The sequence below is a fragment of the Kitasatospora sp. GP30 genome (assembly GCF_029892145.1).
GTDB lineage: Bacteria > Actinomycetota > Actinomycetes > Streptomycetales > Streptomycetaceae > Kitasatospora > Kitasatospora acidiphila.
Map to the genome: position 1 here is coordinate 423,659 of NZ_JARZAH010000001.1, position 25,592 is coordinate 449,250.

Genomic DNA, 25,592 nt, shown 5'->3' on the forward strand with positions numbered 1-25,592 from the left:
GCAGGGTACGTGGCCTCGGCCCGGCCCCGACCCGCGCGGTGCGCACGACGACTGAGTTGATGGTCACGGCGGCGTCCGGGAATGCCGGCTCCCCTCAGGGGGTTGTGCGCCTGTTGGACCCAGTAAAGCGGTCGGGCCACAGATCAGAGAGGTCGCAGTCAGGTGATCCAGCACCCCGTGTCGACGGCAAGGCGCGACCGGCAGTCCGCGTCGCGCGGGCGGCTGCACGCCTTCGCCACCCGCGGCCGCCGGCCGCGCCGGATCGCGATGCTGAGCGTCCACACCTCCCCGCTGCACCAGCCGGGCACCGGCGACGCCGGCGGGATGAACGTCTACATCGTCGAGCTGGCCAAGCGGCTGGCCACCCTCGACATAGAGGTGGAGGTCTTCACCCGGAGCACCTCCTCCGATCTGCCGCCGAGCGTCGAGCTGGCCCCCGGCGTGCTGGTCCGGCACGTCACCGCCGGCCCCTACGAGGGCCTGGTGAAGGAGGACCTGCCGACGCAGCTGTGCGCCTTCACCCACGGGGTGCTGCGGACCGAGGCGGGCCACCGGCCGGGCCACTACGACCTGGTGCACTCGCACTACTGGCTCTCCGGCCAGGTCGGCTGGCTGGCCGCCGAGCGCTGGGGGGTGCCGCTGGTGCACACCATGCACACCATGGCCAAGGTGAAGAACGCCGCGCTGGCCGAGGGCGACACCCCCGAGCCGGCGGCCCGGGTGATCGGCGAGACCCAGGTGGTCGAGGCCGCCGACCGGCTGATCGCCAACACCGCGGACGAGGCCCGTGAGCTGGCCTTCCACTACGCGGCCAGACCCGACCAGCTGGCCGTCGTCCACCCCGGGGTCAACCTGGAGCGGTTCGAGCCCGGCGGTCCGGGCGGGCAGCAGGCCGCGCGCGCCCGGCTGGGGCTGCCGCAGGATGCCGTGGTGCTGCTCTTCGCGGGCCGGATCCAGCCGCTGAAGGCGCCGGATGTGCTGGTCAAGGCGGTCGCGGAGCTGCTTGCTCGCCGCCCGGAGCTGCGCGAGCGGCTGGTGGTGGCGGTGGTCGGCGGCCCGTCCGGCAGCGGCCTGGCGGAGCCGAAGGGCCTGCAGAAGCTCGCCGCGCAGCTGGGGCTCTGCGATGTGGTGCGGTTCCATCCGCCGGTCGGCCAGGCCGAGCTGACCCAGTGGTACCGGGCCGCGACGGCGCTGGTGATGCCGTCCCACAGCGAGTCCTTCGGCCTGGTGGCACTGGAGGCACAGGCCTGTGCCACGCCGGTGGTCGCGGCCGCGGTCGGCGGGCTGCCGGTGGCGGTGCGGGACGGCGAGACCGGCACCCTGGTGCTGGGGCACGACCCGGCCGACTGGGCACGGGCCCTGGAGCCGTATCTGACCCGACCCGAACTGGTCGCCCGACAGGGTGCGGCGGCGGCCCGGCATGCGGCGGGCTTCGGCTGGGGTGCGGCCGCCGCGGCCACCGCCGAGGTCTACTCGGGAGCGATGAGCAGACCGGCCGGGCTGCTCAGCCTGGCCCGGCGGCGCTCGGGCTGAGCGCGGCAAGCCGGCCGAGCGGGTGAGCCTCCTGCCGCGTGGGACGCCGATGGTGCACGGCCGCTAAGCGCGGCAAGCCGCCAACCGGGTGAGGCGCCGACAAGCTGGGAGGCCGAGGTGCGGGCCGCCGAGCGGGTGAGGCGTCGGCCACCTGGGATGCCGGCTGCGCAAGCCGCCGTGCGGGTGAGCCGCAGGCCACCTGGGATGCCGGCCGGTGAGACGCCGGTCGCAAACGGCGGCAACGGTGCCTACCAGCCGGTAGCGTCACCGCCATGGCAACCCGTACCAAGGACGAGGCCCTCGGCCTGCTGGCCGCCGCGCTCGACGAGACCGGAGTGGGCTGGGAGCCGGCCGCCGCCGACCCGTACACCCTGGTGGCGACCCTCCCCGGCACCCGCAAGCTCAGCACCACCTGCGCGCTGCGGATCGGCGACCACACCCTCTCGGTGAACGCCTTCGTGATCCGCCGCCCGGACGAGAACCATGAGGCGGTTTTCCGCTGGCTGCTGGAGCGCAACACCCGGCTGTACGGCGTCGCCTACGCGCTGGACGCACTGGGCGATGTCTACCTGACCGGGCGGCTCCCGCTGGAGGCGCTGGACGCCCAGGCGGTGGACCGGCTGCTCGGCACCGTGCTGGAGGCGGCCGACGAGCCGTTCAACACCCTGCTGGAGCTGGGCTTCGCCACCGCGATCCGGAAGGAGTGGGAGTGGCGGACCAAGCGCGGCGAGTCCACTCGCAACCTGGCCGCCTTCGCCCATCTGGCCGGCCCGCAGCAGCAGTCGACCGGCCCCGAGTAGCAGCCGGCCGCCTCGGGCCGGCAGGGGGAGCCGCCCCGGGCCGCCAGTCGGCGACCGCTGCCACACTCCAGCGGCCGCGGCACGCCCAGCGGTTGGCCGTCCCGGAGTAGCAGCCGGCCACCCCGGACCGGCACGGGTACCGGCCCCCGGGCCGTCAGTCGGCGACGGCTGCCATGCTCCGGGCGGCCGCGGCGCTGCGAGCGGTTGCCGTGGCGTCGGCCCGGCGGGCGACCAGTAGGTAGCCCGCGCCCGCGACGGTGCCGAGCAGCGCGCAGCCGCCCCAGACCACGCCCGGCCCGCCGTGGTCCAGCAGCAGTCCGCCGGCCGCCGGGCCGACGAAGGCCGCCCCGGACCAGGCCAGCGAGGAGACCCCCTGGTAGCGGCCACGGGCGTGGGTCGGCGAGAGCTCGGCCACCAGGCTCATGTTGGTGGGCACCTGGATCACCTCGCCGACCGTCCAGACCGCCACGCTCAGCGCGTAGACGAGCACCGAGCCGCCGGCGAAGACGGCGATCGAGATGCCCCAGCCGGCCAGCAGCGCGGCGGTCATCAGCACCCGGGCGCGGTCGCGGCCGCGGATCAGCCGGGTGACCGGGATCTGCAGCACCACGATCAGCAGGCCGTTGAGTCCGGCGACCAGGCCGTACTGGGTGGTGCTCAGGCCCTCCCGGCCCATCACCACCGCCAGCGTGCTGTTGCCCTGGTTCATGATCACCGCGAACAGGAAGGTCATGGACACCAGCGCGATGAACCGCCGGTCGCGGAAGACCGTGCCCAGGCCGACCTGCGGCGCCCCGGCCCGCGAATCCCGGCCGGGCTCCGGCGCGGTCGGCCGGGATTCGCGGACCTTGGCGAACACCACCAGGGCGCAGAGCGCGGTGGTGGCGGCGTCGGCCAGGAAGAGCGGCTGGAAGCCGTTGAGGGCGATCAGTCCGGCCACCGCGGCGGAGACCCCGAAGCCGATGTTGATCGCCCAGTAGTTGAGGGAGAAGGCGCGCACCCGGTCCGCGGCCGGGACCACGTCGGCGATGATCGCGGAGACGGCGGGGCGGCCGGCGTTGGCGCACAGGCCGGTCAGCAGGGCGACGGCGGCGATCAGCAGCCGGCCGTTCGTGTAGGCGAGGGCGACCGTGCAGCCGGCGGTGAGCAGCTGGGCCCCGAGCACGGTGGGCCGCCGGCCGAGCCGGTCCGCCAGCACCCCGCCGGCCAGCGACCCGACCGCCGAGCCGAGCCCGTAGAGCGCGACTACCAGGCCGGCGTAGGAGGCCGAGTAGCCGCGTTCTCTCGTCAGGTAGAGCGCCATGAACGTGGTCACGAACGCGCCCAGCTTGTTGACCAGTGTGGACAGCCAGAGCCACCAGAACTCGGCCGGCAGGCCCCCGACCGACTCGGTCAGGACGCTGCGCAGCCGGGTCGGCAGGGGTGGGGCGGCGGTGGTCACGAAAGGGCTCCCGGGGTGGGGGTGTCCCGGGGTGGGCGAGTGGGGCGCCGCAGCCCGGAGCACCGAGCTGATGTAAGTGGCTCATGCGTCGAGCACACATTACATAGCGGCGCCGAGGCCAGGCCAGTGATTTATTTCGACGGACTAAGCTGTCGGCCATGGCTGACACGACCTACCGACTGATCCTGCTGCGCCACGGCGAGAGCGAGTGGAACCAGAAGAACCTCTTCACCGGCTGGGTCGACGTCGACCTCAATGAGAAGGGTGAGAAGGAGGCGGCGCGCGGCGGTGAGCTGCTGTCCGCCGAGGGCCTGCTCCCCGACGTGGTGCACACCTCGCTGCTGCGCCGCGCGATCCGCACCTCGCAGATCGCGCTGGACAAGGCCGACCGGCACTGGATCCCGGTCAGCCGCAGCTGGCGCCTGAACGAGCGCCACTACGGTGCGCTGCAGGGCAAGGACAAGGCGGCGACCCTGGCCGAGTTCGGCGAGGAGCAGTTCCAGCTGTGGCGCCGCTCCTACGACACCCCGCCGCCGGCGCTGCCCGACGACTCCGAGTTCTCCCAGGCCGAGGACCCGCGCTACGCCGAGATCCCCAGCGAGCTGCGGCCGCGCACCGAGTGCCTGAAGGACGTCGTCGACCGGATGCTGCCCTACTGGTACGACGCGATCGTGCCGGACCTGGCCGCGGGCAAGACGGTGCTGGTCACCGCGCACGGCAACAGCCTGCGCGCGCTGGTGAAGCACCTGGACGGCATCTCCGACGAGGCCATCGCCGGGCTGAACATCCCCACCGGCATCCCGCTGGTCTACGAGCTGGACGCGGACTTCAAGCCGGTCACCGCCGGCGGCCGCTACCTGGACGCCGACGCGGCCGCCGCCGCGATCGAGGCGGTCAAGAACCAGGGCAAGAAGTAGGCCCCACGGCCACCTGGCCCCTGACCTGCGCGAACGGCGCAGATCAGGGGCCATCGCCGTTTCCGGGCCGTCCGTGGCCCGTCACGCAACGGCCCCTGGGTCGCGCTGTTCCGCGCGACCCAGGGGCCGTTGTGGCTCGGGGTTCAGTGATCGCCGCAGCAGCCGCCGTGGGCACCGCCGCACTGGCACGGCGCACCGGACTGGCAGCCGCAGCCGCAGCCCGGGCTGCAGCCGCAGCTGGCGCCGAGCAGGATCTGCGGCCGCTCCGGCTCAGCGGGGGCGGCCGGTCGGGCGTGGTTGGTGGTCATGGTGAGGGGCCCTCCTCGATCGAACGGACGGCCTGGTCGAGGTCGCCTGACATCGAGTGAAGACCCGCCCCTGATGGAGCGTCAACGGGCGCACCGGAGTGGGGAGTCGGTCCGGCGTGCGCCCCCACCCGGACTACTGCCCGGCCGGGGCGTCGACGTCCGCCGGGTAGTCGTCCGGCACGTACTCGCCCGCGTGCTCGCCGGTGACCAGGAAGACCACCCGCTTGGCCACCGAGACCGCGTGGTCGGCGAACCGCTCGTAGTAGCGGCCGATCAGGGTCACGTCCACGCCGGTCTCGATGCCGTGCTGCCAGCGGTCGTCGATCAGGTGGGCGAAGAGCTCGCGGTGCAGCTCGTCCATCGCGTCGTCGTCGCGCTCCAGCTGCAGCGCCGCCTCGACGTCCTTGGTCGCGATGACCTGGCCGGCCTTGGCGACCAGCCGCTGGGCGAGCTGACCCATCTCCAGCACGATCGGGTGCAGGTCACCGGGAACGGCGTGGGCCGGGTAGCGCAGCCGGGCCACCTTGGCGACGTGCCGGGCCAGGTCGCCGCAGCGCTCCAGGTCGGCGCTCATCCGCAGGCTGGTGACCACTATCCGCAGGTCGGTGGCGACCGGCTGCTGGCGGGCCAGCAGGTCGATGGCCCGGTTCTCCAGCTCGTGGTGGAGGCTGTTGACCTTCTCGTCGGCCGCGATCACGCTCTCGGCGAGGGCCAGGTCGGCGTCGAGTAGCGCGGTGGTGGCCCGGCCCATCGCCGAACCGACCAGTCGGGCCATCTCGACCAGGCCGTCACCGATCGAGTCGAGTTCCTCGTGGTACGTGTCGCGCATGCGCTTCTCTTCTCCTCACTAGCTGTGTCGGTGGCGGTGCCGACCGGGCCGCCGCGCCCCTGCGGGCGGGCGGGCCCCTGCTGGTGGCGCGCATGGTACGCGCGCCACGGACCCACACGGGCTGCGTTCCACCAGACTGAGCCGTCCGGACGACGCGGCACGGCCGGGGCAGTGAATCGGCGGCTACCTGAAGGTGAATTCTCGGCAACGCATGGCCGATGCCTTGATTCGAAGCTTTCAAAGCGCTGGTCGGATGCGCTTACGCTGGTCCGCATGGACGTGAATGTGGCCGCCGCCGCTGCCTGCGCCATCGCCGGGCTCGGTGTCGGTCTCACCGCCTCCATCGCCTTCCGCTGGAGCGAGCGCGAGCAGAACCGCGGGCGAGGCCCTGGCAAGCGAACCGGCGGGACGGCAGCAGTGAGCTCGCCGCTTCAGGAACCGCCGCTCCCACCGGGCGTGGACACCGTGCTGTCGGTGCTGCGCTCGTGCGCGATCGTGCTCGGAGACGGCGACGAGGTGGTCAAGGCCAGCTCGGCCGCGTACTCCATGGGCCTGGTCCGCGGTGGCGCGGTGGCCGTCGAGCCGATGCTCGCGCTGGCCCGGTCCACCCGGCGGGACGGCGAGATCCGCCAGGCCGAGCTGGACGTGCCGCGCCCGGGCGTGCAGCGCTCCGGCGAGCCGCTCTCGGTCTCGGTCCGGGTCGCCCCGCTGGGCTCCCGGCTGGTCCTGGTGCTGGTCGAGGACCTCACCGACCGCCGCCGGATCGAGGCGGTCCGCCGCGACTTCGTGGCCAACGTCAGCCATGAGCTGAAGACCCCGGTGGGCGCACTGTCGCTGCTCTCGGAGGCGGTCGCGGACGCGGCCGACGACCCGGAGGCGGTGCAGCGGTTCGCCGGCCGGATGCAGATCGAGGCGACCCGGCTGGCCAGCCTGGTGCAGGAGATCATCGACCTCTCCCGGGTGCAGGACGACCGGCTGATGATGGACCCGGAGCCGGTGCCGGTGGACGAGCTGATCGCCGAGGCGATCGACCGCTGCCGCCAGCAGGCCGCGGCCAAGCAGATCCACATCGCGGCCGGCGGCATCGCCGGCCTCCACATCCACGGCGACCGCGGCCAGCTCGCCGCCGCGCTCGGTAACCTGGTCGAGAACGCCGTCAACTACAGCCCGCCGCGCACCCGGGTGGCGATCGCCACCCGGCGGATCGCCAGCGCCGCCGCGATCGGCGAGGCGGACGGCGAGCTGATCGAGATCTCGGTGACCGACCAGGGCATCGGCATCTCGGAGAAGGACCGCGAGCGGATCTTCGAACGCTTCTACCGGGTGGACCCGGCCCGGTCCCGGGCCACCGGCGGAACCGGCCTGGGCCTGTCCATCGTCAAGCACGTGGCTGCCTCGCACGGCGGCACCGTCTCGGTCTGGAGCGTCGAGGGCCAGGGCTCGACCTTCACCATCCGGCTGCCCGCCGGTCAGAACCCGGCGCCGTCTTCCGCGGCGTCCGACGAACCCGCCACACCAACCCCCCTTCCTGCCCCGGAGGCCCGATCGTGACCCGAGTACTGGTGGTCGAGGACGAGGAGTCGTTCAGCGACGCCCTGTCGTACATGCTTCGCAAGGAGGGATTCGAGGTGGCCGTGGCCGCCACCGGCCCCGACGCGCTGGAGCAGTTCGAACGGAACGGCGCCGACCTGGTGCTGCTCGACCTGATGCTGCCCGGGCTGCCCGGCACCGAGGTCTGCCGCCAGCTGCGGGTGCGCTCCAACGTGCCCGTGATCATGGTGACCGCCAAGGACAGCGAGATCGACAAGGTGGTCGGCCTGGAGATAGGTGCCGACGACTACGTCACCAAGCCGTACTCGACGCGTGAGCTGGTCGCCCGGATCCGCGCGGTGCTGCGCCGCCGCGGCGAGGACGGCGGGGTCGGCAGTGACGGCGGCGGCCCGGGCGCGCTGGAGGCCGGCCCGGTGCGGATGGACGTCGACCGGCACGTGGTGACCGTCGACGGGGCGAAGGTCGACCTGCCGCTCAAGGAGTTCGACCTGCTGGAGATGCTGCTGCGCAACGCCGGCCGGGTGCTGACCCGGATGCAGCTGATCGACCGGGTCTGGGGCGCGGACTACGTCGGCGACACCAAGACCCTGGACGTGCACGTGAAGCGGCTGCGCGCCAAGATCGAGCCCGACCCGGGGGCGCCGCGCTACCTGGTGACGGTCCGTGGGCTCGGCTACAAGTTCGAGCCGTAAGCCGGATCGGCTGGGCAAGAGTCAAGGGCCGCCCCCGAAAGGGGTGCGGCCCTTGGCGTGCGCGGGGGCGGCTGCGCCCCCGCGCACGTCTGACTCAGTGCGCCGAGGTGCTCGCGCTGGCGGAGGCGCTGCCGCTCGCGGTGCCGCTCGGGGTGCCCGAGGCCGAGCCGGTGGCGCTCGCCGGGGCGGACGGGCTGCCGCTCGCCGAGGCAGAGGCGCTGGTGGACGCACCGGCGGACGCCGACGCGCTCCCCGAGGCCGACGCGCTGCCCGAGGCGGACGCGCTGCCGGAGGCCGACGGCGTGCTCGGGCCGAACTCCGCGAAGGGGCCGACGGCCGGGGCGACCAGCGCGGTGGTGTCGACCTTGCCGGCCGACGAGAAGGCGAAGCTGGTGGGCGAGAAGCCGCCGACCGTCAGGGTGGCGTTGGCCAGGCGGGCGGAAGGCTCGTTGACGCCGCCGATGGCCACCGCGCCCAGCGGCGGGATCACGATGCCGGGCAGCGCGCGGCCGTTGGCGTCCTGGAAGGTCGCGGTGGTGCCGCCGACCGTCACGGACTGCAGGGTCTCCGGGGCGGAGCCGGTGTTGCTGATGTTGACCGTGAGGTTCGCCGGGCCGGCCTCGCCGCTGGTCTGCGTCGGGTTGACCACCACCACGATGCCGTTCAGCTTGAGGTCGGTGCCGATCGAGGCGGCCGGGAGGTTCGGCCTGACCTGCAGGGTTGCCGAACTGGTGCCTGCGGCGCAGGCGGTGAGGGATACGGCGGCGAAGGCGAGGACGATGGCGGCACTGCCACCGCGTCGAAGGCTGCGGCTCACGGCGGCGGTATCTCCTTGATCGCGTGTCGGTATGTCAGCGCCCAGCGTACCGACCACACTTATCCGGCCCTCACGGGGTGGTCCCGTGTCGCGGGTGGAGCGCCCGACCGGCGGCGGTAGCAGAGGTTCCGGAACCGTCGCAAGATCAGATCACGATCGTGAAACGGTGAATATCCGGTGACGACTTCAAGATCGAATGCTGGGTTTCCGAGCTGTTGCGTGAGGTTTGGCTTGCGCCGGGAAGGGCCTCCGACCTGCGAGAAGCCGCCCGGAGGCGGTGGCCGCAGCATGCCGCAGGGGTCCTTGTCAAGCCCCGAGACCGGCCCTGACCTGCGAAAACGCCCTTCGAGTGGACGGAAAAGCGTGTTATTCTGGAAAGCCACGGAAGGGGTCCTGTCACATGACGTTCAAGGTTGGCGACACGGTGGTCTACCCCCATCACGGGGCTGCACTGATCGAGGCCATCGAAATTCGCCAGATCAAAGGTGTGGACAAGACCTACCTGGTGCTGAAGGTTCAGCAGGGAGACCTCACGCTGCGCGTCCCCGCGGAGAACGCGGAGTTCGTCGGCGTGCGCGACGTGGTCGGCCAGGAGGGTCTGGACCGGGTCTTCGAGGTGCTGCGCGCGCCGTACACCGAAGAGCCCACCAACTGGTCTCGCCGCTACAAGGCGAACCTCGAGAAGCTCGCATCCGGTGACGTCATCAAGGTCGCCGAGGTTGTCCGCGACCTGTGGCGACGCGAGCGCGAGCGCGGCCTGTCGGCCGGCGAGAAGCGGATGCTCGCCAAGGCGCGGCAGATCCTCGTCAGCGAGCTGGCGCTGGCGGAGAACACCAACGAGGACAAGGCGGAGACGCTGCTCGACGAGGTGCTCGCCTCGTAGCGCGCAGCACGCCCGCGTTGCCGTGCATCAGCACAGCGCCCGGCGCTACCCCATCACCGCGGATCAGCTGGTCCGGATGTGATGCTGTGGCAACCCGGGCGCTGCGGCATGCCCGGGGGCGGATCGATTCGGTACCCGAGATGTCGGTGCCCGAGACGCGACCCGGTACCCGAGAGGCGGCGCCGGGTGGAAGGGGTCCGGTGCACCGTCTGACGGGTACGCCAGGGCCATACCCACTTCGGCGAAGGAGTGAAACCTGAACACCACAGGAGTAGTGGCAGCTGCCGTGGTCCCCGCCGCCGGGCGGGGCGAGCGGCTCGGACCGGGAGCGCCCAAGGCGCTGCGCGAACTGGGCGGTGCGCCGCTGCTGGTGCACGCCGTGCGGGCGCTGGCGCGCAGCCGGTCGGTCGGCCTGGTCGTGGTGGCCGCGCCGCCGAACGGAGTCGCCGAGGTGGTCGGCCTGCTGGACAGCCACGGGCTGGACGGCAAGGACGTCCGGGTGGTGGCCGGCGGGGCGACCCGCCAGGAGTCGGTGCGCCTGGGCCTGGCGGCGATCCCCGAGCAGACCGAGATCGTGCTGGTGCACGACGCGGCCCGGCCGCTGGTGCCGGTCGAGGTGGTGGACGCCGTGATCGGCGCGGTGCGCGGTGGCGCCGGGGCGGTGGTGCCGGCGGTGCCACTGGCCGACACGGTCAAGCGGGTGGAGCCCGCCGGGGCCGGCCGGCCCGAGCCGGTGCTCGACACGCCGGACCGCGCCACCCTGCGGGCGGTGCAGACGCCGCAGGGCTTCCGCCGCGAGCTGCTGGCCGAGGTGCACGCCAAGGCGCTGTCCGAGGCGGCGGCCGGTGACGGCCCGGCGGTGACCGACGACGCCGGGCTGGTCGAGTGGTACGGCGGCCAGGTGGTCGTGGTGCCCGGCCACGAGGAGGCGTTCAAGGTGACCCGGCCGCTGGACCTGGTGCTGGCCGAGGCGGTACTCGCCCGACGGAGGGCTTCCGATGGTTTCTGAGACTTCGTCAACTCCCTTCGTGGTCCCGCGAGTCGGGATCGGCACCGATGTGCACGCGTTCGCCGACGGGGTGCCGCTGCATGTCGCCGGGCTGCACTGGGAGGACGCCCCGCAGGGGCTGGCCGGTCACTCGGATGGCGATGTGGCGGCGCACGCCGCCTGCAACGCCATCTTCTCGGCGGCCGGACTCGGCGATCTGGGAACGCACTTCGGCACCGACCGCCCCGAGTGGGCCGGCGCCGCGGGCACCACGCTGCTCGCCGAGGCGGCCCGGATCGTGCGCGAGGCCGGCTTCGAGATCGGCAACATCGCGGTCCAGGTGATCGGGGTCCGGCCGCGGATCGGCAGCCGGCGGGCGGAGGCCGAGAAGGTGCTGTCGGCCGCCGCCGGAGCGCCGGTGGCGCTGTCCGCCGCCACCACCGACGGGCTCGGCATGACCGGGCGCGGCGAGGGGCTGGTCGGACTGGCCACCGCGCTGGTCTACCCGAGGGGTTGACGTCACCGGCCGACCGGAGCGGGGGCTCCGGTCGGCCACGGTGCGTCATCCCGGTTCACGCGGCCGTCACGTCCGCGCGCAAAGGTGGCGGGGCACTGCCCGGTTCCCACTACCCTGGACGCTGTGAGCCTTCGCCTGTACGACACCAGCACCCGCCAGGTACGCGACTTCGTCCCGCTTGTACCGGGCTGTGTCTCGATCTACCTGTGCGGCGCGACCGTACAGAGCGCCCCGCACATCGGGCACATCCGCTCCGGCCTGAACTTCGACATGATGCGTCGTTGGTTCGCCTACCGCGGCTTCGACGTGACGTTCGTGCGCAACGTCACCGACATCGACGACAAGGTCATCAAGAAGGAGCAGGAGCTCGGCCTGCCCTGGTGGCAGATCGCCTACGCCAACGAGCGTGCCTTCAGCGACGGTTACACCGCCCTCGGCTGCCTGCCGCCGACCGTCGAGCCGCGCGCCACCGGGCACATCCCCGAGATGATCGACATGATGCAGACGCTGATCGCCAACGGTCACGCCTATGCGGCCGACGGCAACGTCTACTTCGACGTCAAGTCGTTCCCCGACTACCTGCAGCTCTCCAACCAGAGGCTGGAGAACCTGCTGCAGCCCGAGGGCGAGGGCGAGACCGGCAAGCGCGACCCGCGCGACTTCGCCATGTGGAAGGCGGCGAAGGAGGGCGAGCCGAGCTGGAACACCCCCTGGGGCCCCGGCCGTCCGGGCTGGCACCTGGAGTGCTCCGCCATGGCGCACAAGTACCTGGGCACGGCCTTCGACGTCCACGGCGGCGGATTGGACCTGATCTTCCCGCACCACGAGAACGAGATCGCCCAGTCCAAGGCGTTCGGCGACGACTTCGCCAGCTTCTGGGTGCACAACGCCTGGGTCACCATGTCCGGCGAGAAGATGAGCAAGTCGCTGGGCAACTCGGTGCTGGTCTCCGAGATGGTGAAGCACTGGCGGCCCATCGTGCTCCGCTACTACCTGGGCAGCCCGCACTACCGCTCCATGATCGAGTACAGCGAGGAGGCGCTTCGCGAGGCCGAGGCCGCCTTCAGCCGGATCGAGGGCTTCATCCAGCGCGTCGTGGAGCGCTGCGGCCCGGTGGAGCCGGCCGCCGAGGTGCCGCCGGCCTTCGCCGAGGCGATGGACGACGACCTGGGCGTGCCGCAGGCGCTGGCCGTGGTGCACACCGCGGTCCGGCAGGGCAACAGCGCGCTCGCCGCGGACGACAAGGAGAACGCGGTCGCCCGCGTCGCCGAGGTCCGTGCGATGCTCGGTGTACTGGGCCTCGACCCGCTGGACCCGATGTGGGCCGGCACCGAGCAGGGCGACGACCTCCACGGCGTGGTCGACTCGCTGGTCCACCTGGTGCTGGAGCAGCGCCAGGCGGCCCGGGCCCGCAAGGACTACGCCGCCGCGGACGCCATCCGCGACCAGCTGGGGCTGGCCGGACTGGCGATCGAGGACACCCCGTCCGGCCCCCGCTGGACGCTCAGCAACCAGTAGCCCGTGCCCGTGTCACCCACCTACGGAATTCCGTAGGTGGGTGACACGGGCAGCAACCAGTAGCCCCGCGCCCGCGAGCCGGGCACCGGGCGTCGCTGGGCCGTACTCTCCAGGAGTACGGCCCTTCGGCATGACGCAGACAGATTTTCGGCGAAAGACAGGAAGCCACACCATGGCCGGCAACAGCCAGCGCAGGAACCGCCGCAACCCCGGATCGAAGAAGGGCGCGAGTGTCGGTACCGGCGGCCACAGCCGGAAGGCACTCCAGGGCAAGGGCCCGACCCCGCCCGGCGAGGAGCGCAAGGGACACCCCAAGCAGCGCGCCGCCAACGCGGCGCTCAAGCGCGAGCGGGACGCCAAGGCCCGCGCCGGGATGCGCCGGGCCGGCGGTGGCGGCCGGGGCGGCCGCGGTGGCGCGGGCAGCGCCGAGCTGGTGGTCGGCCGTAACTCGGTGGCCGAGGCGCTGCAGGGCGGGGTGCCCGCCACGGCGCTCTACGTGATGCAGTTCATCGACACCGACGACCGGGTGCGCGAGGCGTTCCAGGCCGCCAACGACCGCGGCATCCCGCTGATGGAGGCCCCCCGCGCGCAGCTGGACCAGATGACCGGCGGCCTGAACCACCAGGGCCTGGTGCTGCAGGTGCCGCCGTACGAGTACGCGCACCCCGAGGACCTGCTGGAGATCGCCGCCGACGCCGGCCAGGACGCGCTGATCATGGCGCTGGACGGGGTGACGGACTCGCGCAACCTGGGCGCCGTGGTCCGCTCGGCCGCCGCCTTCGGCGCGCACGGCGTGGTGATCCCGGAGCGCCGGGCGGCCGGCATGACCGCCGGTGCCTGGAAGACCTCCTCCGGTGCCGCGGCCCGGCTCTCGGTGGCCCGGGCCACCAACCTGACCCGGGCGCTGGAGGCCTACCAGAAGGCCGGTCTGATGGTGGTCGGCCTGGCCGCCGACGGCGAGGCCGAGATCGGCGACCTGGACGCGCTGACCGGCCCGGTGGTGGTCGTGGCGGGCAGCGAGGGCCGTGGGCTCTCCCGGCTGGTCTCGGAGACCTGCGACCTGCTGGTGCGGATCCCGATGCCGGGTGAGACCGAGTCGCTGAACGCCGGTGTGGCCGCCGGCATCGTGCTCTACGAGGCTGCCCGGCTGCGCGCCAAGGGCTGAGGTGCTACGCGGGCCGGGGCCGACATGGCGGGCGGCTGGGGCTGACGCTCTGGGCGCCACGGGTTGAGGTTCTGGGCGCCACGGGCGGAAGTTCTGGGCCGCCGGGGCTGAGGTTCGCCTCCCGGGTTCGGTTGAGCCCGGATTCCGCCCGCTTCTGACGGATGCGGTCACCCTCGTGCACGGGGGAGACCGCATCCGTCAGCGATGTTTGCGGTTGCACTCTCAGGAGTGTCCTAACCGGGCGTCACCCGGTTAGAGCTGGCGTGGACACCAGAACACGTCGTCGCCCGAGGCTTGGCCAAGCGGCCGGGATAGCGGAAGAGCCCGCCCTGAGCACGGTCCGGGTGCCTAGCGATCCGTCCCGGCTCAGCAGCACCCAGGTCAGTTTCCGGATCCGGCTGGCCGGGCCGGTCGCGTCCCTGATCGACGCACCACCGGCCCCGGCCGTGCCGTATGCCGACTCGTTCGGGCGGCCGTACGCCGCGATGAGCTACGGCGGCCGGCCCGGCCTGGTCCGGGCCGGAGGGGCGGACAGCGCACCGGCCGCCGGCCGCACCGCGGGCCGGCGCAAGGGCCGGGTCACCGCGGTGACCTGGAGCGGGCAGGCCGCCCCCGGCGACCTGGCAGCCACTCAGCTGCTGGACGCGGTGCGGCTGCACTCGATGGCCTCCCTGGGCGGGGCCGTCCGGGGCGGCGCCGCGCTGGGCGGCGGCGGTGGCACGCCGATGGGTTCGGTCGGCCTTGCCGATCCGGTCGGCTCGGTCGGTCTGGTCGACGCCGAGACCACCCAGCGGCTGGACACCGTGCCCGGCTGGGACAGCGCGCCGGTCGGCGGCGGCTACCGCCCCGGCCCGGCCCGCGGCGGCGTGCCGCGCCAGTCGTCCGGTGACGGCGGCTCGACCCCGGCCCGGCTGCCCCGGCCCGGCTGGCAGCCCAGCGGTGAACTGCCCGAGCACTCGGCGACCGCCGGGGAGCCCAGCCGACACGCCTGGTACCCCGGCCGCCGGGTCGACCTCGGCCTGGTACTGCTGCCGATGCGGGTGCTGCTCGGCTCGCTGTCGCTCTACGCCGGGCTCAGCAAGCTCTGCGACCCGGTGTACTTCGACGGCGGCAACCGCGGCTCGATGATGCGCTGGCTCGCCTCGCTGCACCCCTGGAAGACGGCCCAGCCGCTGCTGGAATTCGCCATGGCGCACCCCGTCGGCGCCGGCCTCGGGGTGGCGTTCACCGAGGTCGTGGTCGGGGTGCTCACCCTGCTGGGGCTGTGGCAGCGGCTGGCGGCCGGGGCGTCGATGCTGCTCTCCGCGGCGCTGCTCTTCACGGTCAGCTGGCAGGCCGTCCCCGCGTACGACACGCCCGACCTGATCCTGCTGGCGGCGTGGAGCCCGCTGCTGATCGCCGGCGCGCCGTACGCCTCGCTGGACGGGCGGCTGGCGCTGGAGGCCTGGCGGCGGTACGGGCCGCAGGCGCCCGGAGCCCTGCGCCGCCGGGTGCTGCGGCGGGGCACCGTGGTGGCCACCGTGGTGATCGGGGTGAGCCTGCTGTTCGGCTCGCTGGTCGGTGCCGCGGTGCGCGGCAACGGGCAGCCCCGGCCGGGCCAGGTGCCGTCGAGCGACTACGGCACCCCGGTCTGGCCCGCCGTCACCAGCGCACCTGCGACGGACCGGCCGCACACCCCGGGTGCGTCGGCGGGTGGCCCCGCCAAGCCGTCCGGAGCCGCCTCGCCGTCCCCGTCCGGCTCGGCCAGTCCGTCGCCCTCGACCTCGGCCTCGCCGGGCGGTTCCCGGCGGCCGCATCCGTCCGGCAGCGCCCGTGCCACCGAGGGCTCGGGCAACACCGCGACCCAGGGCGCCAGTTCGGCCGGTTCGGCGGGCAGCGCCGGCAGCGCCCCGGTCACCACCCCCGGCAGCACCGGCACCGCCGGTGGCACCCGGACGGCGAAGCCGAGCCCGAGCGGCGGCGGCGGGCTGATCGGCGGGGTGCTGGGCAGCGGGCTGCTGCCCTCCACCCTGGGGATGCCGCAGGGCAGTTCGGGGGTCCGGCCGGTGGTCTGACGCCGGTGCCGGCCAGCGGGTGGCCCCTCCTGTTCGCAGGAGGGGCCACCTTTTTGACACCTTGACGTCTTAGTTATGTGACGTTACGTCAGTAGCCCGATGCCGCAAGCTCCTTGGCGGCCTCGGTGAGGTCCTTGGCGGTGTCGATGGCGCGCCAGTAGACGCCCTGCGGGAGTTGGTAGCCGGCCAGTCGCCGGGCCCGGGCCAACTGCGGGAAGGTGGTGCGCTCGTGGTCGCCCGCGTCCGGCAGCAACTCGGCGAAGCCCGGCGCGAAGACGTACAGCCCGGCGTTGATCAGGAACGGCGACGGCGGCGCCTCGATGAAGTCCAGCACATTGCCGAACTGGTCGGTCTCCACGGCGCCCCAGGGGATCCGCGGCCGGACCAGGGCCAGGGTGGCGAGGGCGTCGCGCTCATGGTGGAAATCGGCCATCTCGCGCAGGCTGAACCTGGTCCAGATGTCGCCGTTGGTCGCGAACCAGGGCTCCTCGGGGCGGGGCAGCGCCGCGGCGGCGAACTTCAGCCCGCCACCCCGGCCCAGCGGCGCGGACTCCACCACCGTGCTCACCCGCAGCGGAAGTTGGGCCGAGGACAGCCACTCCTGCAGCACCTCGGCCAGATGGCCGCAGGAGACCACCACGTCCGTCACGCCTTCGGCCGCCAGCCAGGTGAGTTGGTGCCCCAGGATCGGGGTGCCGGTGCCGGGGATCTCGACCAGCGGCTTGGGCCGGTCATCGGTGTACGGGCGCAGCCTGGAACCCTGGCCGCCCGCGAGGATCACGGCCTGCGTGACGATGGGGGTGCTGGGCGCGTAGGGGATCGGGGTGCCGGTCATGGGGGCAGGGTAGCTCTCCAAGCCCGGTGGGATCAGCCCTTCGGGGCTCGCGGGCAGCGGCCTTTCAGGGCTCGCGGGAGCGGCCCTCCTGGCGCTGCGGGTTCAGCCTGGCAGGGCCCGTGGGATGGCGGCCCCTGCTTCGGTTCAGCCCTGCAGGCCGGCAGCGAAGGAGCCGTCGCAGACCGGGCGGGCGAAGGACCGGGCCCGCTGCACATCGCCCTGGTACAGCTTCACCGTGGCCTGGCCCAACTCCTTGGCCAGCGTGGTGCAGTAGGGCGTCAGCGAGGGCTGCTGCTGCATGCTGCGCTCCAGCAGGTCCAGCGCCGCGGGCGCGCCCTGGGAGCGCAGCTCGGAGAGCAGGTCGGTGCGGAGCGCGTCCACCGGGGTGAGTGACCCGTGGCCGGCGGCGCTTCCGGTGCCGGTGCCGGCGCCGACCTTTCCGATGCCCGGTGCGGTGCCGCTGGAAGCGGCGACCACCTGCTGGTCGTCACTGGTCGGCGGGGCCCAGGCGACCCGGGTCACGGCGAGCGTGCCGGTGGTCACCAGGACCACGGGCAGCGTGAGGGCGATGGTCTGGCCGATGCGGCGCACGAGCTGCTTCACGCCAGTGAGGGTAGCGCCGCGTGAGGGTTTGCCGACACTCCGTCACACGGATGAGTGACAACATCCGAGCCCCGTCGGACATCCGTCCGACGGGGCTCAGGCGTGCGTTCGACCGGAGATGACGCCGAATCAGTTGCTGAGTCGGGCGCCGGTGCTGGTGGAGAAGACGTGCGTCTCGCCGCCGGCCGGGACCACGTGGATGGTCTCGCCCTTCTGCGGCACCTGGCGGCCGTTGACCCGCACCACGATGTCCTTGTCCTCGCCGCCGACCACGGTGGTGCCGTAGACGAAGCCGTCCGCGCCGAGCTCCTCGACCACGTTGACGGTGACGGCCACGCCCTCGATGCCGCCCTCCGACACGATCTGGAAGTGCTCCGGACGGATGCCGACGGTCACGTTCTTGTCGCTGCCGGCCCCGGCCAGCTGCTCGCGGTCGATGTTGATCACCGAGCCGCCGAACTTCACGCCGCCGTCCACCAGCGGAACGTCGATCAGGTTCATCGCGGGCGAGCCGATGAAGCCGGCCACGAAGACGTTGGCGGGCTTGTCGTACATCCGGCGCGGGGTGTCGACCTGCTGCAGCAGGCCGTCCTTGAGCACCGCGACCCGGTCGCCCATGGTCATGGCCTCGGTCTGGTCGTGCGTCACGTAGACCGTGGTGATGCCCAGGCGGCGCTGGAGGCCGGCGATCTGGGTGCGGGTGGAGACGCGCAGCTTGGCGTCCAGGTTGGAGAGCGGCTCGTCCATCAGGAAGACCTGCGGCTCGCGGACGATCGCACGGCCCATCGCGACGCGCTGGCGCTGGCCACCGGAGAGCGCCTTGGGCTTGCGGTCCAGGTACTCGGTGAGGTCGAGGATCTTGGCGGCTTCCTCGACCTTCTTGCGGATCTCCGCCTTGTTGACGCCGGCGATCTTGAGGGCGAAGCCCATGTTGTCGGCGACGGTCATGTGCGGGTAGAGCGCGTAGTTCTGGAACACCATCGCGATGTCCCGGTCCTTCGGCGGCAGGTTGGTCACGTCGCGGTCGCCGATCCGGATGGCGCCGCCGTTGACGTCCTCCAGGCCGGCCAGCATCCGCAGGCTGGTCGACTTGCCGCAGCCCGAGGGGCCGACCAGCACCAGGAACTCGCCGTCCTCGATGTGCAGGTCCAGGGCGTCGACCGCGGGCTTGGTGCCGCCCGGGTACAGACGGGTCGCCTTGTCATAGGTGACAGAAGCCATGATGGTGCTCTCCTTCACCGGCAGGAACGTGCCGGACGATCCGAGTAAAGGCTGGGTTGTCCGCCGCCCCGATGTGGTCTGTACCACACGGCAACGGCTCCGGCTGAGGCTACCTGCCGCCTCACCTCTCTGTCAGCCCCCACCTCCCCACCAATCGGATACCAGTCCGATCACACCCCGAATCCGCCACCGCCGCCCCACCTTCCCCGGTAGACTGCCACCCGGTGCCGCCGTGGCTCGCTGCGGACGGTCACCATGCCTCCTTAGCTCAGCTGGCCAGAGCACCGCTCTTGTAAGGCGGTGCTCAACGCCCGGATCGGGCCGGGGGGCTCGACAAACTCCCTGGTCGGAGGCCCTTCCGTCGAGACGACGGAAGGGCCTCTGACGTTGCAGCACACATTCAGCACACATCAGGCCGCAGCGGCCAGCCCGCCCGACTCCAGGGCCGCCAGTTGCTCGGCAAGCTCCCGAGCCTTCCGCGCCGCCTTCTCGGCCTTCTTCCTGGCCTTCTCCAGCGCCTTGGTCCGCTGGGCGTCGAGACGGTCGGAGACCTCGTCCAGGCGGTCAGGCCAGAGGTGACCGTACGTGTCCAGGGTCAGCGTCGCGGTCTTGTGGCCGAGCATGGTCTGAACCACCTTGACGTCGGCTCCGCTGGCAATCGCCAGCGAGGCCGCAGTGTGCCGGAGCTTATGCAGGGTGATTCCCATGGAGCCCAGGCCGGCCGTTACCAGGGCGCCCTTGAAGTGTCGGCGCATGAAATTCCGGTACATCAGTACACCGCCCCGCGGAGCAGTGAAAAGATATTCCTCCGGGTCCCTCTCCGCGATGACAAGCGCCAGCTCCTTCACCAAGAAGGCCGGGATGGGAACCGACCTTCGCTCGTGATTCTTGGGGCTGTCCTCAAGATAGAGCTTGCCTTTGTCGGAACCCCACGCTTGGGCGATTCGAACCCGTCTGGTCTTCAGATCAACATGCTTGATCTGAACGGCGGTCGCCTCACCCCATCGGACGCCGGTGTAGGCAAGGAAGAGAATGAGAGGCCGATATTCAGCACAGGCTTCCGCAAGCGCCTCCACCTGTACATCCGTCAAGTAGATGTGTTCGGCGGGAGTGTAGCGGGGAAGCGGAACCCCGATAGCGGGGTTGTGCGCAATCTTCTTTGTCCGTACTGCGAATCCGAGGACGCCCTTAATGACGACCCAGATCTTCCTGATGGTCGCTGCGCTCAGTGGTGAGCCAGCGGCCACGGAGTCCGCCATGATGTTGCCCAGCCAGGTCACGATGTCTTCGTGCTGCACATCGGCAACTGCGGTGGTGCCCCAGCGGGGAATGACGTGGAGATCCAGGACGCCCCGGTACCGGGCACGGCTCGATCGGCGGAGATCGACCTTAGAGGCGATCCAGGCTTCGGCAATCTCGGCCAGCTTGGTTCGTCCAGCCCGAGGGTCTCGGTACGTCCCGAGGCCAAGAGAGCTCTCGACTTCGGTTCGCTTGGATTCGGCGTCCACCTTCCGAAGGAAGGTGAGCATTCGAGGCTTTCCGCTTGGGTCATACCAGCGAACCCGGAATCGACCCGGAGGCTTACGCCCGGTCGACTTCGCCTTTGCGGCGGACTTCTTGTATGCGGCGTGGTTAATGCGGTCTTCTATCCACACGCGGGACATATATCACCTGGGTCTTGCTCGCAATGTGCATGGTCATGTCCATTCCTTCTTTCTGCCCGTTTGAATGAGCGGCTTCTGCCGCGTTTCGGGTTGCATGGTTTATCAGGGCCCGCGAGCCGCGCCGGAGTAGCGATCGCCTCGGGCAGCTGGGTGGGGCCAGAGGGCGGTGTCAGGCTGGCCGTGGGATCGGTCGAACGCCGAGTGCAGGGTTGCTGGGCAGGTGTCCGCGTCGGACGCCAAACTCCAAGGCACGCTTGAGGGTTGCGATGACCTCGTTGATCGCGAACGGGCTCAGGTCATGATCGGCGCGAAGCGCCAGCACCAGACGCTCAACGTCTGCTCGGGTGATGGTGACGGCGAGCTTGCCCCCGTGGCGTGGCAGCAGGTGCAGGTCGAGCGGCTTGCGGTTGGGCAGCCGTGGCGGCCCGGGGCGCCTTGCCTCCACCGGCACTGCGGCCCACATGTCGACCAGGCGGTCTAGCGTCAACGGTGCCCAGCCGTAGGCGAGATCGGCTCGCGCAACCATCGCTAGGTGCCGGGTCGCTACGGTCAAGCTGCGGAGGGAACCTGTCTCGTCGCGCCAGCGGACGCGAAAGCGCCCCGGCGGGGTGCGGCCGGCTGCGCGGGCGCGTTCGACGGCCTTCTGGTAGTCCGCGTGCTTAGCGCGGTCCTCGATGCGTGCGGTAGGCATAGCGTGGTGCCAATCTCTGGTGTGTGCATGTCATGACTCTTCCTCTTCTCTGCCCGTACGTGTGCGGGATCGGGTGATTCCGCAATCGGGTTCTCTGAAATGGCGTCGCGGCGGTGCCGCGCGCCTGCTTGATGCTGCGGCCGACTAGGTGTCGGTTTCCCCGCGTCGCCGCACCAGAGCCGCGAGGTCCTCCGGGCTTGCGCCGGCCTCGACGGCAGCGGTGATCTTCTCCAAGGTCGCCGCCATCTCCTGGTTGAACGAAGTCGTCAACTCCGCGGCCCGGTCCTGAAGTACGGACCGTGTGAGCTCGGCGATCGACTGCTTGTCATCTGGGGGTGGCATCTGCTGGACGGCCGCTGAGTAGAACTGGCGGGAGTCGGTCTCGGGCAACGCTCGTTGCCCGCGAATCCAGTCCAGCAGCAACTCGCGGTCGCTGACCGTCCTTTCGGAGGTCAGCAGGAGAGCTGTCCCCGGCTCCGCGTCGTCAGGCAGTCCCATCAGGTGGATGGGCGAGATGTCCAGCACCACCGCTAGGGCCACGACTTCGTCAAGGGTCAACTCGCGTTTCCGAACACCATTCGCGTCCCGGCGCCCGGTCTCGATGTTGTTCAGCACAGCGAACGTGAGCTTGGTGGCTCCGGCTTCGGCGCATGCGGCTGCCAGCTGCTTCGTGGTCCACCCGCGCCTAGTCCGGGCATCCCGGAGTCGGAGTGCTGCCGCGTCGCTCACCGACAGGGTCGGTGGAGCTGAGCCGCTCGACATCTGGCCTCCTTGCTCGTCGTATCGGCGACTCTACTCATCATCTCTCGATCGCGCAATCGGCGACTCCACAGGAGGGCCGAGCGCGTCGATTCGGCGATCGGCTCCCTCTGGGAGTGATCCCTGCCTGTGTGGCGGCAGGGCCATGGAACGTGTTCGCCGATTCGGCGAATGCTGAAGTCGTATTGACAACTCGGCCGACGACGCACGATGCTGATCCCGGTTGTTCAAACGGCGACTGCATTCGCCGAAATGACGAACGAGATGAGACGTGTACTCATGAGTACGGACAGGTTGTGGACCTTGAAGGAACTCGCGGAGTTCCTGGGCGTGCCAACGCAGTCGATCTACCAGATGAACTGGAAGGGCACCGGCCCGCGCTCCTTCAAGGTGGGCAGGCACCGGCGGTACGACCCGCGCGATGTGCAGCAGTGGCTGGAAACCCGTTCCTCCGACGCGGGGAGCGCGCGATGAAGCGATCGGTTAGCACAGTTCGCCGCCCCTGGTGGTCCGTGGAGGACGCGGCCTCCTATCTCGGCATCACGGCCGCGGAGCTTCGGGATCTGGGCACGGCCGGCATCGGCCCTAAGTACATCGAGGACGAAGTCCGGCGGTACCGGCCGGCCGACGTGCGGCTGTGGGCGACGACCGGCCTGACGCGTGACAGTCGTGGCTGGAACGGGGAGGCGCGATGACCCCCGGCGGAGCGGCCCCGCTGACCGTGGGCTGTCCGACGGGGCTGGGTGAAGCCTCCCGGCCACCCCGTCCTCCGTGACGGCCCCCGTCTCCAGTCAGTACGGCCCGGAAGTCCAAAGCCCAGTCACCGCAGGAGATCAACATGCAGAACTTCACCCACGACCGCTACGTCGAGCAGCCGCCGAACGCCTGGATCGGCCGTCACTGGATATCGACCACCAAGGACGGCTCCGGCCGGTATCTTCGCGGCCTGATCATGGACGTCCGTCCCGGAGAAGTGCGGGTGGAGTGGCCGTCCTCGGATGGGGCGCCGAGCCCAGCCGAGTGGGCCGCGACGGACAGGGGAACGCTCGCAAGGGAGTGAGCGCCAAGGCAGAAGGCCGGTGGGCCTCACCGTTCAACGGTGAGGCCCACCGGCCTTCTGCCTTGGCCAAACGGGGCGGCAGCGGTTCGCGATGATGCGGAGGAGGGTTGCGCCCCGGCCCCTCTTCATGCCCCTTCCCTCGCGCGGGTCTACAGGGTGACGTACTCGCGGATCTTGCCGCGGACCATGGGCAGCTCGTGGCCGATGGCGAACGGGAACGTCGGGTACTTCTGCGCCAACTCGGCCGAGGTGAGCGGGGGGCCGACCGGCAGGGCGGCCTTGCCGTCCTCGTTCCACTCCCACTTGCCCTCGACGTCACGGGCGCGTACCAGCCTGCCATCAGCGACGTAGACGACCAGGTGCAGCAGCCCCTCGTTGGTCCGGGCTAGGTTGAACCACTTCCGGTCCGCCTCCCGCTGCGCCTCGCTGGCCTCGTCCAGGCCGGTCTCTCCGTACACCCGGCCGTCAAGGTCGACCTTCGCTGTGTTGGAGCCGCGGTAGAGCACCAGCGCCAGGCCGGCTGCCCGCTGGCGCGCCCGGACAGTCTTGGGGTCGAGGCCGAGCAACTCCGCGGCCTGGTTCACGCCGCCGGCCTTGTGGACGATCGAGCGCATGAGGTGCGCGTGCTTGCCGCGCAGCCCTTGCTGCTCCTGCTCAACCTGATCCAGCAACTTGACCAGCTCGTCCAGGTCCGGCATTTTCGTCACGTCAGCCCCCAATGGTGTGGATATATCTCCGCATCATTGGACACAGGCGAGGGCATATCTGTCAAATGGTCTGGAGCATCCTCCGCACCATTGGATCTCGGCAAGGGTGTGACACTTGGGGCTGGCGAGGATGGTCCCGTGGCGGAACATCCGAAAGGAGACGAGCGTGGGGCAGACCCGCGAGGTGGAACTGCGTCAGCATCTCCACCAGGTACTTGGCCTGGCGGGCGGCGCCGTGATCTGCGCAGCCCTGGCACTGTTGGGCTCGCCCTGGCTGTTCTGGCCGTCTGCCGGCCTGGTGATGAGCGCCGCGGCGGTCGCCTGGCGAATCACTGGTCGGCAACGCTACGGCTACTGGGTCGCTTGGGCTGCTGGCACGGCGGTGTCGCTGATTCTGTGCCGCACGGCACCGGACACCCGCTGGATGCAGGAGCCCATCACGGTAGTCCTGGCGGCGGGCGCAGTGATCTTGTTCGGGCTGTGGCGCTCTGCTCTGCGCCGGTGAGCCTGTCTTCTCGGCTTGCGACCACCGAACGGTGCCAGTTCCATCGCGGAGGGCGCCCCGCTAGCCGACCTCGCTGACCCTGTGCGGTGCGCACGGGAGAGGGATCTCGATCCGGCGGGCCGAGACAGCGAGGGTAGCTAGCAGGAAGGACAGCGGGCTGCGGTTGCGGAACCCCGGTCCGGTTGAGTTGTCGCAAACGGCGGAAACTGCATCAGGACGGGACGATTCGGCGGAAAGCTACCGCTTGGGCGTCCCAGTACCCGCCTGTGAAGTGGGTGATCTGGATGTCCTTGCCCGTGCGTGGTGCGTCAAGGACAAGGTCGGACCCCAGATACATGCCGACGTGACCCGGAAGCGTGGGCGTGCCGTCGGAGCCGGCCGTGAAGATCAGGTCGCCGGGCTTGAGCTGGCTGGCCGAGTAGACCGGTGTTCCGTTGTACACCTGCTCGTACGTGGTGCGGTCGATCGTGATCCCGGCCGCCTCGTATGCGCGCATCATCAGTCCGGAGCAGTCGTAGCTCGGATCTCCGGTGCCGCCCCACTGGTACGGCATGCCGAGCTTGCTGACGCCGAACTGGATCGCCGTGACGACCTGCACCGGCGTACCTGTCGGTAGGGAGAAGCCGGCCGGGAGGGCGACTGGGTTGGTGATCGCCTGGCCGTCGCCGTCTCCGGTGGCGCCCGCGCAGTTCGCCGCTCCACCGCTCACTGTTCCGACCAGCTGCTTCGCCAAGTCCGCCCACTTCGCGTAGGCGTCCGGATAGAGGCTTCCTTGCACGCGCTGGGCGGCCTGCGCCACTGAAAGGGCCTCCCAGCCGGGTACCTTCACCAAGGCCGCGTAGAACGCCTTCGAGGCGTAGACCGGGTCAACGAGCTGGGCCGGAGAACCCCACCCTTGCGACGGACGCTGCTGGAACAGCCCAACGGAATCGAGGTCGCCGTCCGGCCTGTTGATCAGGCTGCTCTCCTGCATCGCGGTCGCGATGGCGACTACCGCTGCCTGCGGGGGGAGACCAAGGCCGTTGGCGACCTGGTAGATGATCGTGGCGTTGTTGATCTGTTCGCTGGTCAGTGCCTGGCCATCTGCGGTGACCGTCCCTGGTGCTACGGGTGTCACGCAGCCAAGGCCCCCAAGGTTGAGGTTGGGGCTCACGGCCGAAGCGCCGCCGGCCGTAAGGGCGATGCAGATCACGAGGCCGAACGGGACGGCAGCGCCCGCGGCGCAGACCTGCACGAGTTTCTTCATGGACCACCCCTGCGGACCGGGCCCGAGGTGCAGCTGCCCGGAGGCAAGAGCTGGTCGGCTCGGGAGAATTTACTTCAGCTGATTTGAGCTTTGCCAACCATAAGCTCAAGTTGATAGCCCTAGGCAGCCAAAGTTGCTGTGAGCTGGACTACATATCAGCTGGAGTGAAGAGGGGTCCCTGTTGGCCTCCCGCAGGCCGCGCGGCTGCGGCTGTGCGACCGCCGGTGCGCGGGAAGGTGTTCGAGCACAGGGGCCACCGCCCGAGGCTCGATCAGCTGCAACGAGGAC

Annotated in this window: 27 protein-coding genes and 1 tRNA gene; 16 read left to right on the plus strand and 12 right to left on the minus strand. The window is 70.9% G+C overall.

Translation table 11 applies throughout. The annotated features are described in order from the left end of the window. The first annotated feature begins 222 nt into the window (after positions 1-222). Together mshA and P3T35_RS01975 are read left to right on the plus strand one after the other, a co-directional pair. The gene (gene mshA / locus P3T35_RS01970; RefSeq protein WP_280704099.1) at positions 223-1,533 is read left to right on the plus strand and encodes a D-inositol-3-phosphate glycosyltransferase; all 1,311 of its coding nucleotides are present in this window, start codon (positions 223-225) and stop codon (positions 1,531-1,533) included. Between the two features lie 272 nt (positions 1,534-1,805). Next, complete coding sequence (locus tag P3T35_RS01975; RefSeq protein ID WP_101381080.1) at positions 1,806-2,333, plus strand: YbjN domain-containing protein; 528 nt, start codon at positions 1,806-1,808, stop codon at positions 2,331-2,333. A gap of 154 nt (positions 2,334-2,487) precedes the next feature. On the opposite strand, the gene P3T35_RS01980 is transcribed toward P3T35_RS01975, so the two are convergent. After that, positions 2,488-3,774: an MFS transporter gene (locus tag P3T35_RS01980; RefSeq protein WP_280703975.1), complete on the minus strand. Its 1,287-nt coding sequence runs from the start codon at positions 3,772-3,774 to the stop codon at positions 2,488-2,490. Between the two features lie 158 nt (positions 3,775-3,932). Here P3T35_RS01980 and P3T35_RS01985 point away from each other — a divergent pair, with 158 nt between their 5' ends. Further along, the gene (locus P3T35_RS01985; RefSeq protein ID WP_101381081.1) at positions 3,933-4,691 is read left to right on the plus strand and encodes a phosphoglyceromutase; all 759 of its coding nucleotides are present in this window, start codon (positions 3,933-3,935) and stop codon (positions 4,689-4,691) included. Positions 4,692-4,834: 143 nt separating this feature from the next. Here P3T35_RS01985 and P3T35_RS01990 read toward each other — a convergent pair whose 3' ends face one another. After that, entirely contained in the window at positions 4,835-4,999 is a 165-nt protein-coding gene (locus P3T35_RS01990) for a hypothetical protein (RefSeq protein ID WP_180356503.1), read from the minus strand. 133 nt (positions 5,000-5,132) lie between these two features. Beyond that, entirely contained in the window at positions 5,133-5,828 is a 696-nt protein-coding gene (gene phoU, locus P3T35_RS01995) for a phosphate signaling complex protein PhoU (RefSeq protein WP_101381082.1), read from the minus strand. A gap of 273 nt (positions 5,829-6,101) precedes the next feature. Here phoU and P3T35_RS02000 point away from each other — a divergent pair, with 273 nt between their 5' ends. Then, positions 6,102-7,379 carry an ATP-binding protein gene (locus P3T35_RS02000; RefSeq protein ID WP_101381083.1) on the plus strand — a complete coding sequence of 426 codons (1,278 nt, stop codon included), beginning with the start codon at positions 6,102-6,104 and terminating at the stop codon, positions 7,377-7,379. Then, positions 7,376-8,071: a response regulator transcription factor gene (locus P3T35_RS02005; protein ID WP_101381084.1), complete on the plus strand. Its 696-nt coding sequence runs from the start codon at positions 7,376-7,378 to the stop codon at positions 8,069-8,071. Before P3T35_RS02000 ends, P3T35_RS02005 begins: the two co-directional genes overlap by 4 nt. 94 nt (positions 8,072-8,165) lie before the next feature. Here the strand turns inward: P3T35_RS02005 and P3T35_RS02010 are convergent, their stop codons facing one another. Then, complete coding sequence (locus P3T35_RS02010) at positions 8,166-8,888, minus strand: DUF461 domain-containing protein (protein WP_101381085.1); 723 nt, start codon at positions 8,886-8,888, stop codon at positions 8,166-8,168. 400 nt (positions 8,889-9,288) lie between these two features. On the opposite strand from P3T35_RS02010, the gene P3T35_RS02015 reads away from it, so the two are divergent. The 6 genes from P3T35_RS02015 (at position 9,289) to P3T35_RS02040 (ending at position 16,013) form a co-directional block, all read left to right on the plus strand. Next, positions 9,289-9,771, plus strand: a complete 483-nt coding sequence (locus P3T35_RS02015; protein WP_030244332.1) for a CarD family transcriptional regulator — start codon at positions 9,289-9,291, stop codon at positions 9,769-9,771. A 286-nt stretch (positions 9,772-10,057) separates the two neighbouring features. Continuing rightward, positions 10,058-10,780: a 2-C-methyl-D-erythritol 4-phosphate cytidylyltransferase gene (gene ispD, locus P3T35_RS02020; RefSeq protein ID WP_101381086.1), complete on the plus strand. Its 723-nt coding sequence runs from the start codon at positions 10,058-10,060 to the stop codon at positions 10,778-10,780. Beyond that, positions 10,770-11,276 (plus strand): 2-C-methyl-D-erythritol 2,4-cyclodiphosphate synthase, encoded by a 507-nt coding sequence (ispF, locus tag P3T35_RS02025; RefSeq protein WP_101381087.1) that lies wholly within the window; start codon positions 10,770-10,772, stop codon positions 11,274-11,276. Before ispD ends, ispF begins: the two co-directional genes overlap by 11 nt. 123 nt (positions 11,277-11,399) lie before the next feature. Next, positions 11,400-12,794, plus strand: a complete 1,395-nt coding sequence (gene cysS / locus P3T35_RS02030) for a cysteine--tRNA ligase (protein WP_101381088.1) — start codon at positions 11,400-11,402, stop codon at positions 12,792-12,794. Between the two features lie 172 nt (positions 12,795-12,966). Next, the gene (gene rlmB, locus P3T35_RS02035) at positions 12,967-13,959 is read left to right on the plus strand and encodes a 23S rRNA (guanosine(2251)-2'-O)-methyltransferase RlmB (protein ID WP_101381089.1); all 993 of its coding nucleotides are present in this window, start codon (positions 12,967-12,969) and stop codon (positions 13,957-13,959) included. A gap of 344 nt (positions 13,960-14,303) precedes the next feature. Continuing rightward, a complete protein-coding gene (locus P3T35_RS02040) occupies positions 14,304-16,013 on the plus strand; it encodes a DoxX family protein (protein WP_280703976.1) in 1,710 nt (569 codons plus the stop codon). Positions 16,014-16,101: 88 nt separating this feature from the next. On the opposite strand, the gene P3T35_RS02045 is transcribed toward P3T35_RS02040, so the two are convergent. The 3 genes from P3T35_RS02045 to ugpC all read right to left on the minus strand — a co-directional run bounded on the left by P3T35_RS02045 (position 16,102) and on the right by ugpC (position 18,672). Then, positions 16,102-16,848, minus strand: coding sequence for a nucleotidyltransferase family protein (locus P3T35_RS02045; protein ID WP_101381091.1), 747 nt, complete (start codon positions 16,846-16,848; stop codon positions 16,102-16,104). Positions 16,849-16,992: 144 nt separating this feature from the next. Next, entirely contained in the window at positions 16,993-17,451 is a 459-nt protein-coding gene (locus P3T35_RS02050; RefSeq protein WP_101381092.1) for a hypothetical protein, read from the minus strand. Between the two features lie 129 nt (positions 17,452-17,580). Then, positions 17,581-18,672 carry a sn-glycerol-3-phosphate ABC transporter ATP-binding protein UgpC gene (ugpC, locus tag P3T35_RS02055; protein WP_101381093.1) on the minus strand — a complete coding sequence of 364 codons (1,092 nt, stop codon included), beginning with the start codon at positions 18,670-18,672 and terminating at the stop codon, positions 17,581-17,583. Positions 18,673-18,929: 257 nt separating this feature from the next. Between ugpC and P3T35_RS02060 the strand changes: the two genes are divergently transcribed. Then, positions 18,930-19,003: transfer RNA gene (locus P3T35_RS02060), tRNA-Thr, on the plus strand. Positions 19,004-19,082: 79 nt separating this feature from the next. On the opposite strand, the gene P3T35_RS02065 is transcribed toward P3T35_RS02060, so the two are convergent. From P3T35_RS02065 to P3T35_RS02075, 3 genes are all read right to left on the minus strand, one after another. Then, positions 19,083-20,201 (minus strand): site-specific integrase, encoded by a 1,119-nt coding sequence (locus P3T35_RS02065; RefSeq protein WP_280703977.1) that lies wholly within the window; start codon positions 20,199-20,201, stop codon positions 19,083-19,085. A gap of 304 nt (positions 20,202-20,505) precedes the next feature. Further along, positions 20,506-20,889 (minus strand): hypothetical protein, encoded by a 384-nt coding sequence (locus P3T35_RS02070; protein ID WP_143676842.1) that lies wholly within the window; start codon positions 20,887-20,889, stop codon positions 20,506-20,508. Positions 20,890-21,171: 282 nt separating this feature from the next. Then, positions 21,172-21,756 carry a hypothetical protein gene (locus P3T35_RS02075; protein WP_180356504.1) on the minus strand — a complete coding sequence of 195 codons (585 nt, stop codon included), beginning with the start codon at positions 21,754-21,756 and terminating at the stop codon, positions 21,172-21,174. A gap of 309 nt (positions 21,757-22,065) precedes the next feature. Between P3T35_RS02075 and P3T35_RS02080 the strand changes: the two genes are divergently transcribed. The 3 genes from P3T35_RS02080 to P3T35_RS02090 all read left to right on the plus strand — a co-directional run bounded on the left by P3T35_RS02080 (position 22,066) and on the right by P3T35_RS02090 (position 22,846). Beyond that, positions 22,066-22,260, plus strand: coding sequence for a helix-turn-helix domain-containing protein (locus P3T35_RS02080; RefSeq protein WP_280703978.1), 195 nt, complete (start codon positions 22,066-22,068; stop codon positions 22,258-22,260). Continuing rightward, positions 22,257-22,481: an excisionase gene (locus tag P3T35_RS02085; RefSeq protein WP_101381097.1), complete on the plus strand. Its 225-nt coding sequence runs from the start codon at positions 22,257-22,259 to the stop codon at positions 22,479-22,481. The genes P3T35_RS02080 and P3T35_RS02085 overlap by 4 nt, the downstream gene beginning before the upstream one ends. Before the next feature lie 143 nt (positions 22,482-22,624). Next, positions 22,625-22,846, plus strand: a complete 222-nt coding sequence (locus P3T35_RS02090; protein ID WP_101381098.1) for a hypothetical protein — start codon at positions 22,625-22,627, stop codon at positions 22,844-22,846. A 149-nt stretch (positions 22,847-22,995) separates the two neighbouring features. Here P3T35_RS02090 and P3T35_RS02095 read toward each other — a convergent pair whose 3' ends face one another. Continuing rightward, complete coding sequence (locus P3T35_RS02095) at positions 22,996-23,553, minus strand: hypothetical protein (RefSeq protein ID WP_143676844.1); 558 nt, start codon at positions 23,551-23,553, stop codon at positions 22,996-22,998. Between the two features lie 166 nt (positions 23,554-23,719). Between P3T35_RS02095 and P3T35_RS02100 the strand changes: the two genes are divergently transcribed. Beyond that, positions 23,720-24,058: a hypothetical protein gene (locus tag P3T35_RS02100; protein WP_143676845.1), complete on the plus strand. Its 339-nt coding sequence runs from the start codon at positions 23,720-23,722 to the stop codon at positions 24,056-24,058. 211 nt (positions 24,059-24,269) lie between these two features. Here P3T35_RS02100 and P3T35_RS02105 read toward each other — a convergent pair whose 3' ends face one another. Continuing rightward, on the minus strand, positions 24,270-25,304 hold the full coding sequence (locus P3T35_RS02105; RefSeq protein WP_101381101.1) for a C40 family peptidase: 1,035 nt from the start codon (positions 25,302-25,304) through the stop codon (positions 24,270-24,272). Between the last annotated feature and the right edge of the window lie 288 nt (positions 25,305-25,592).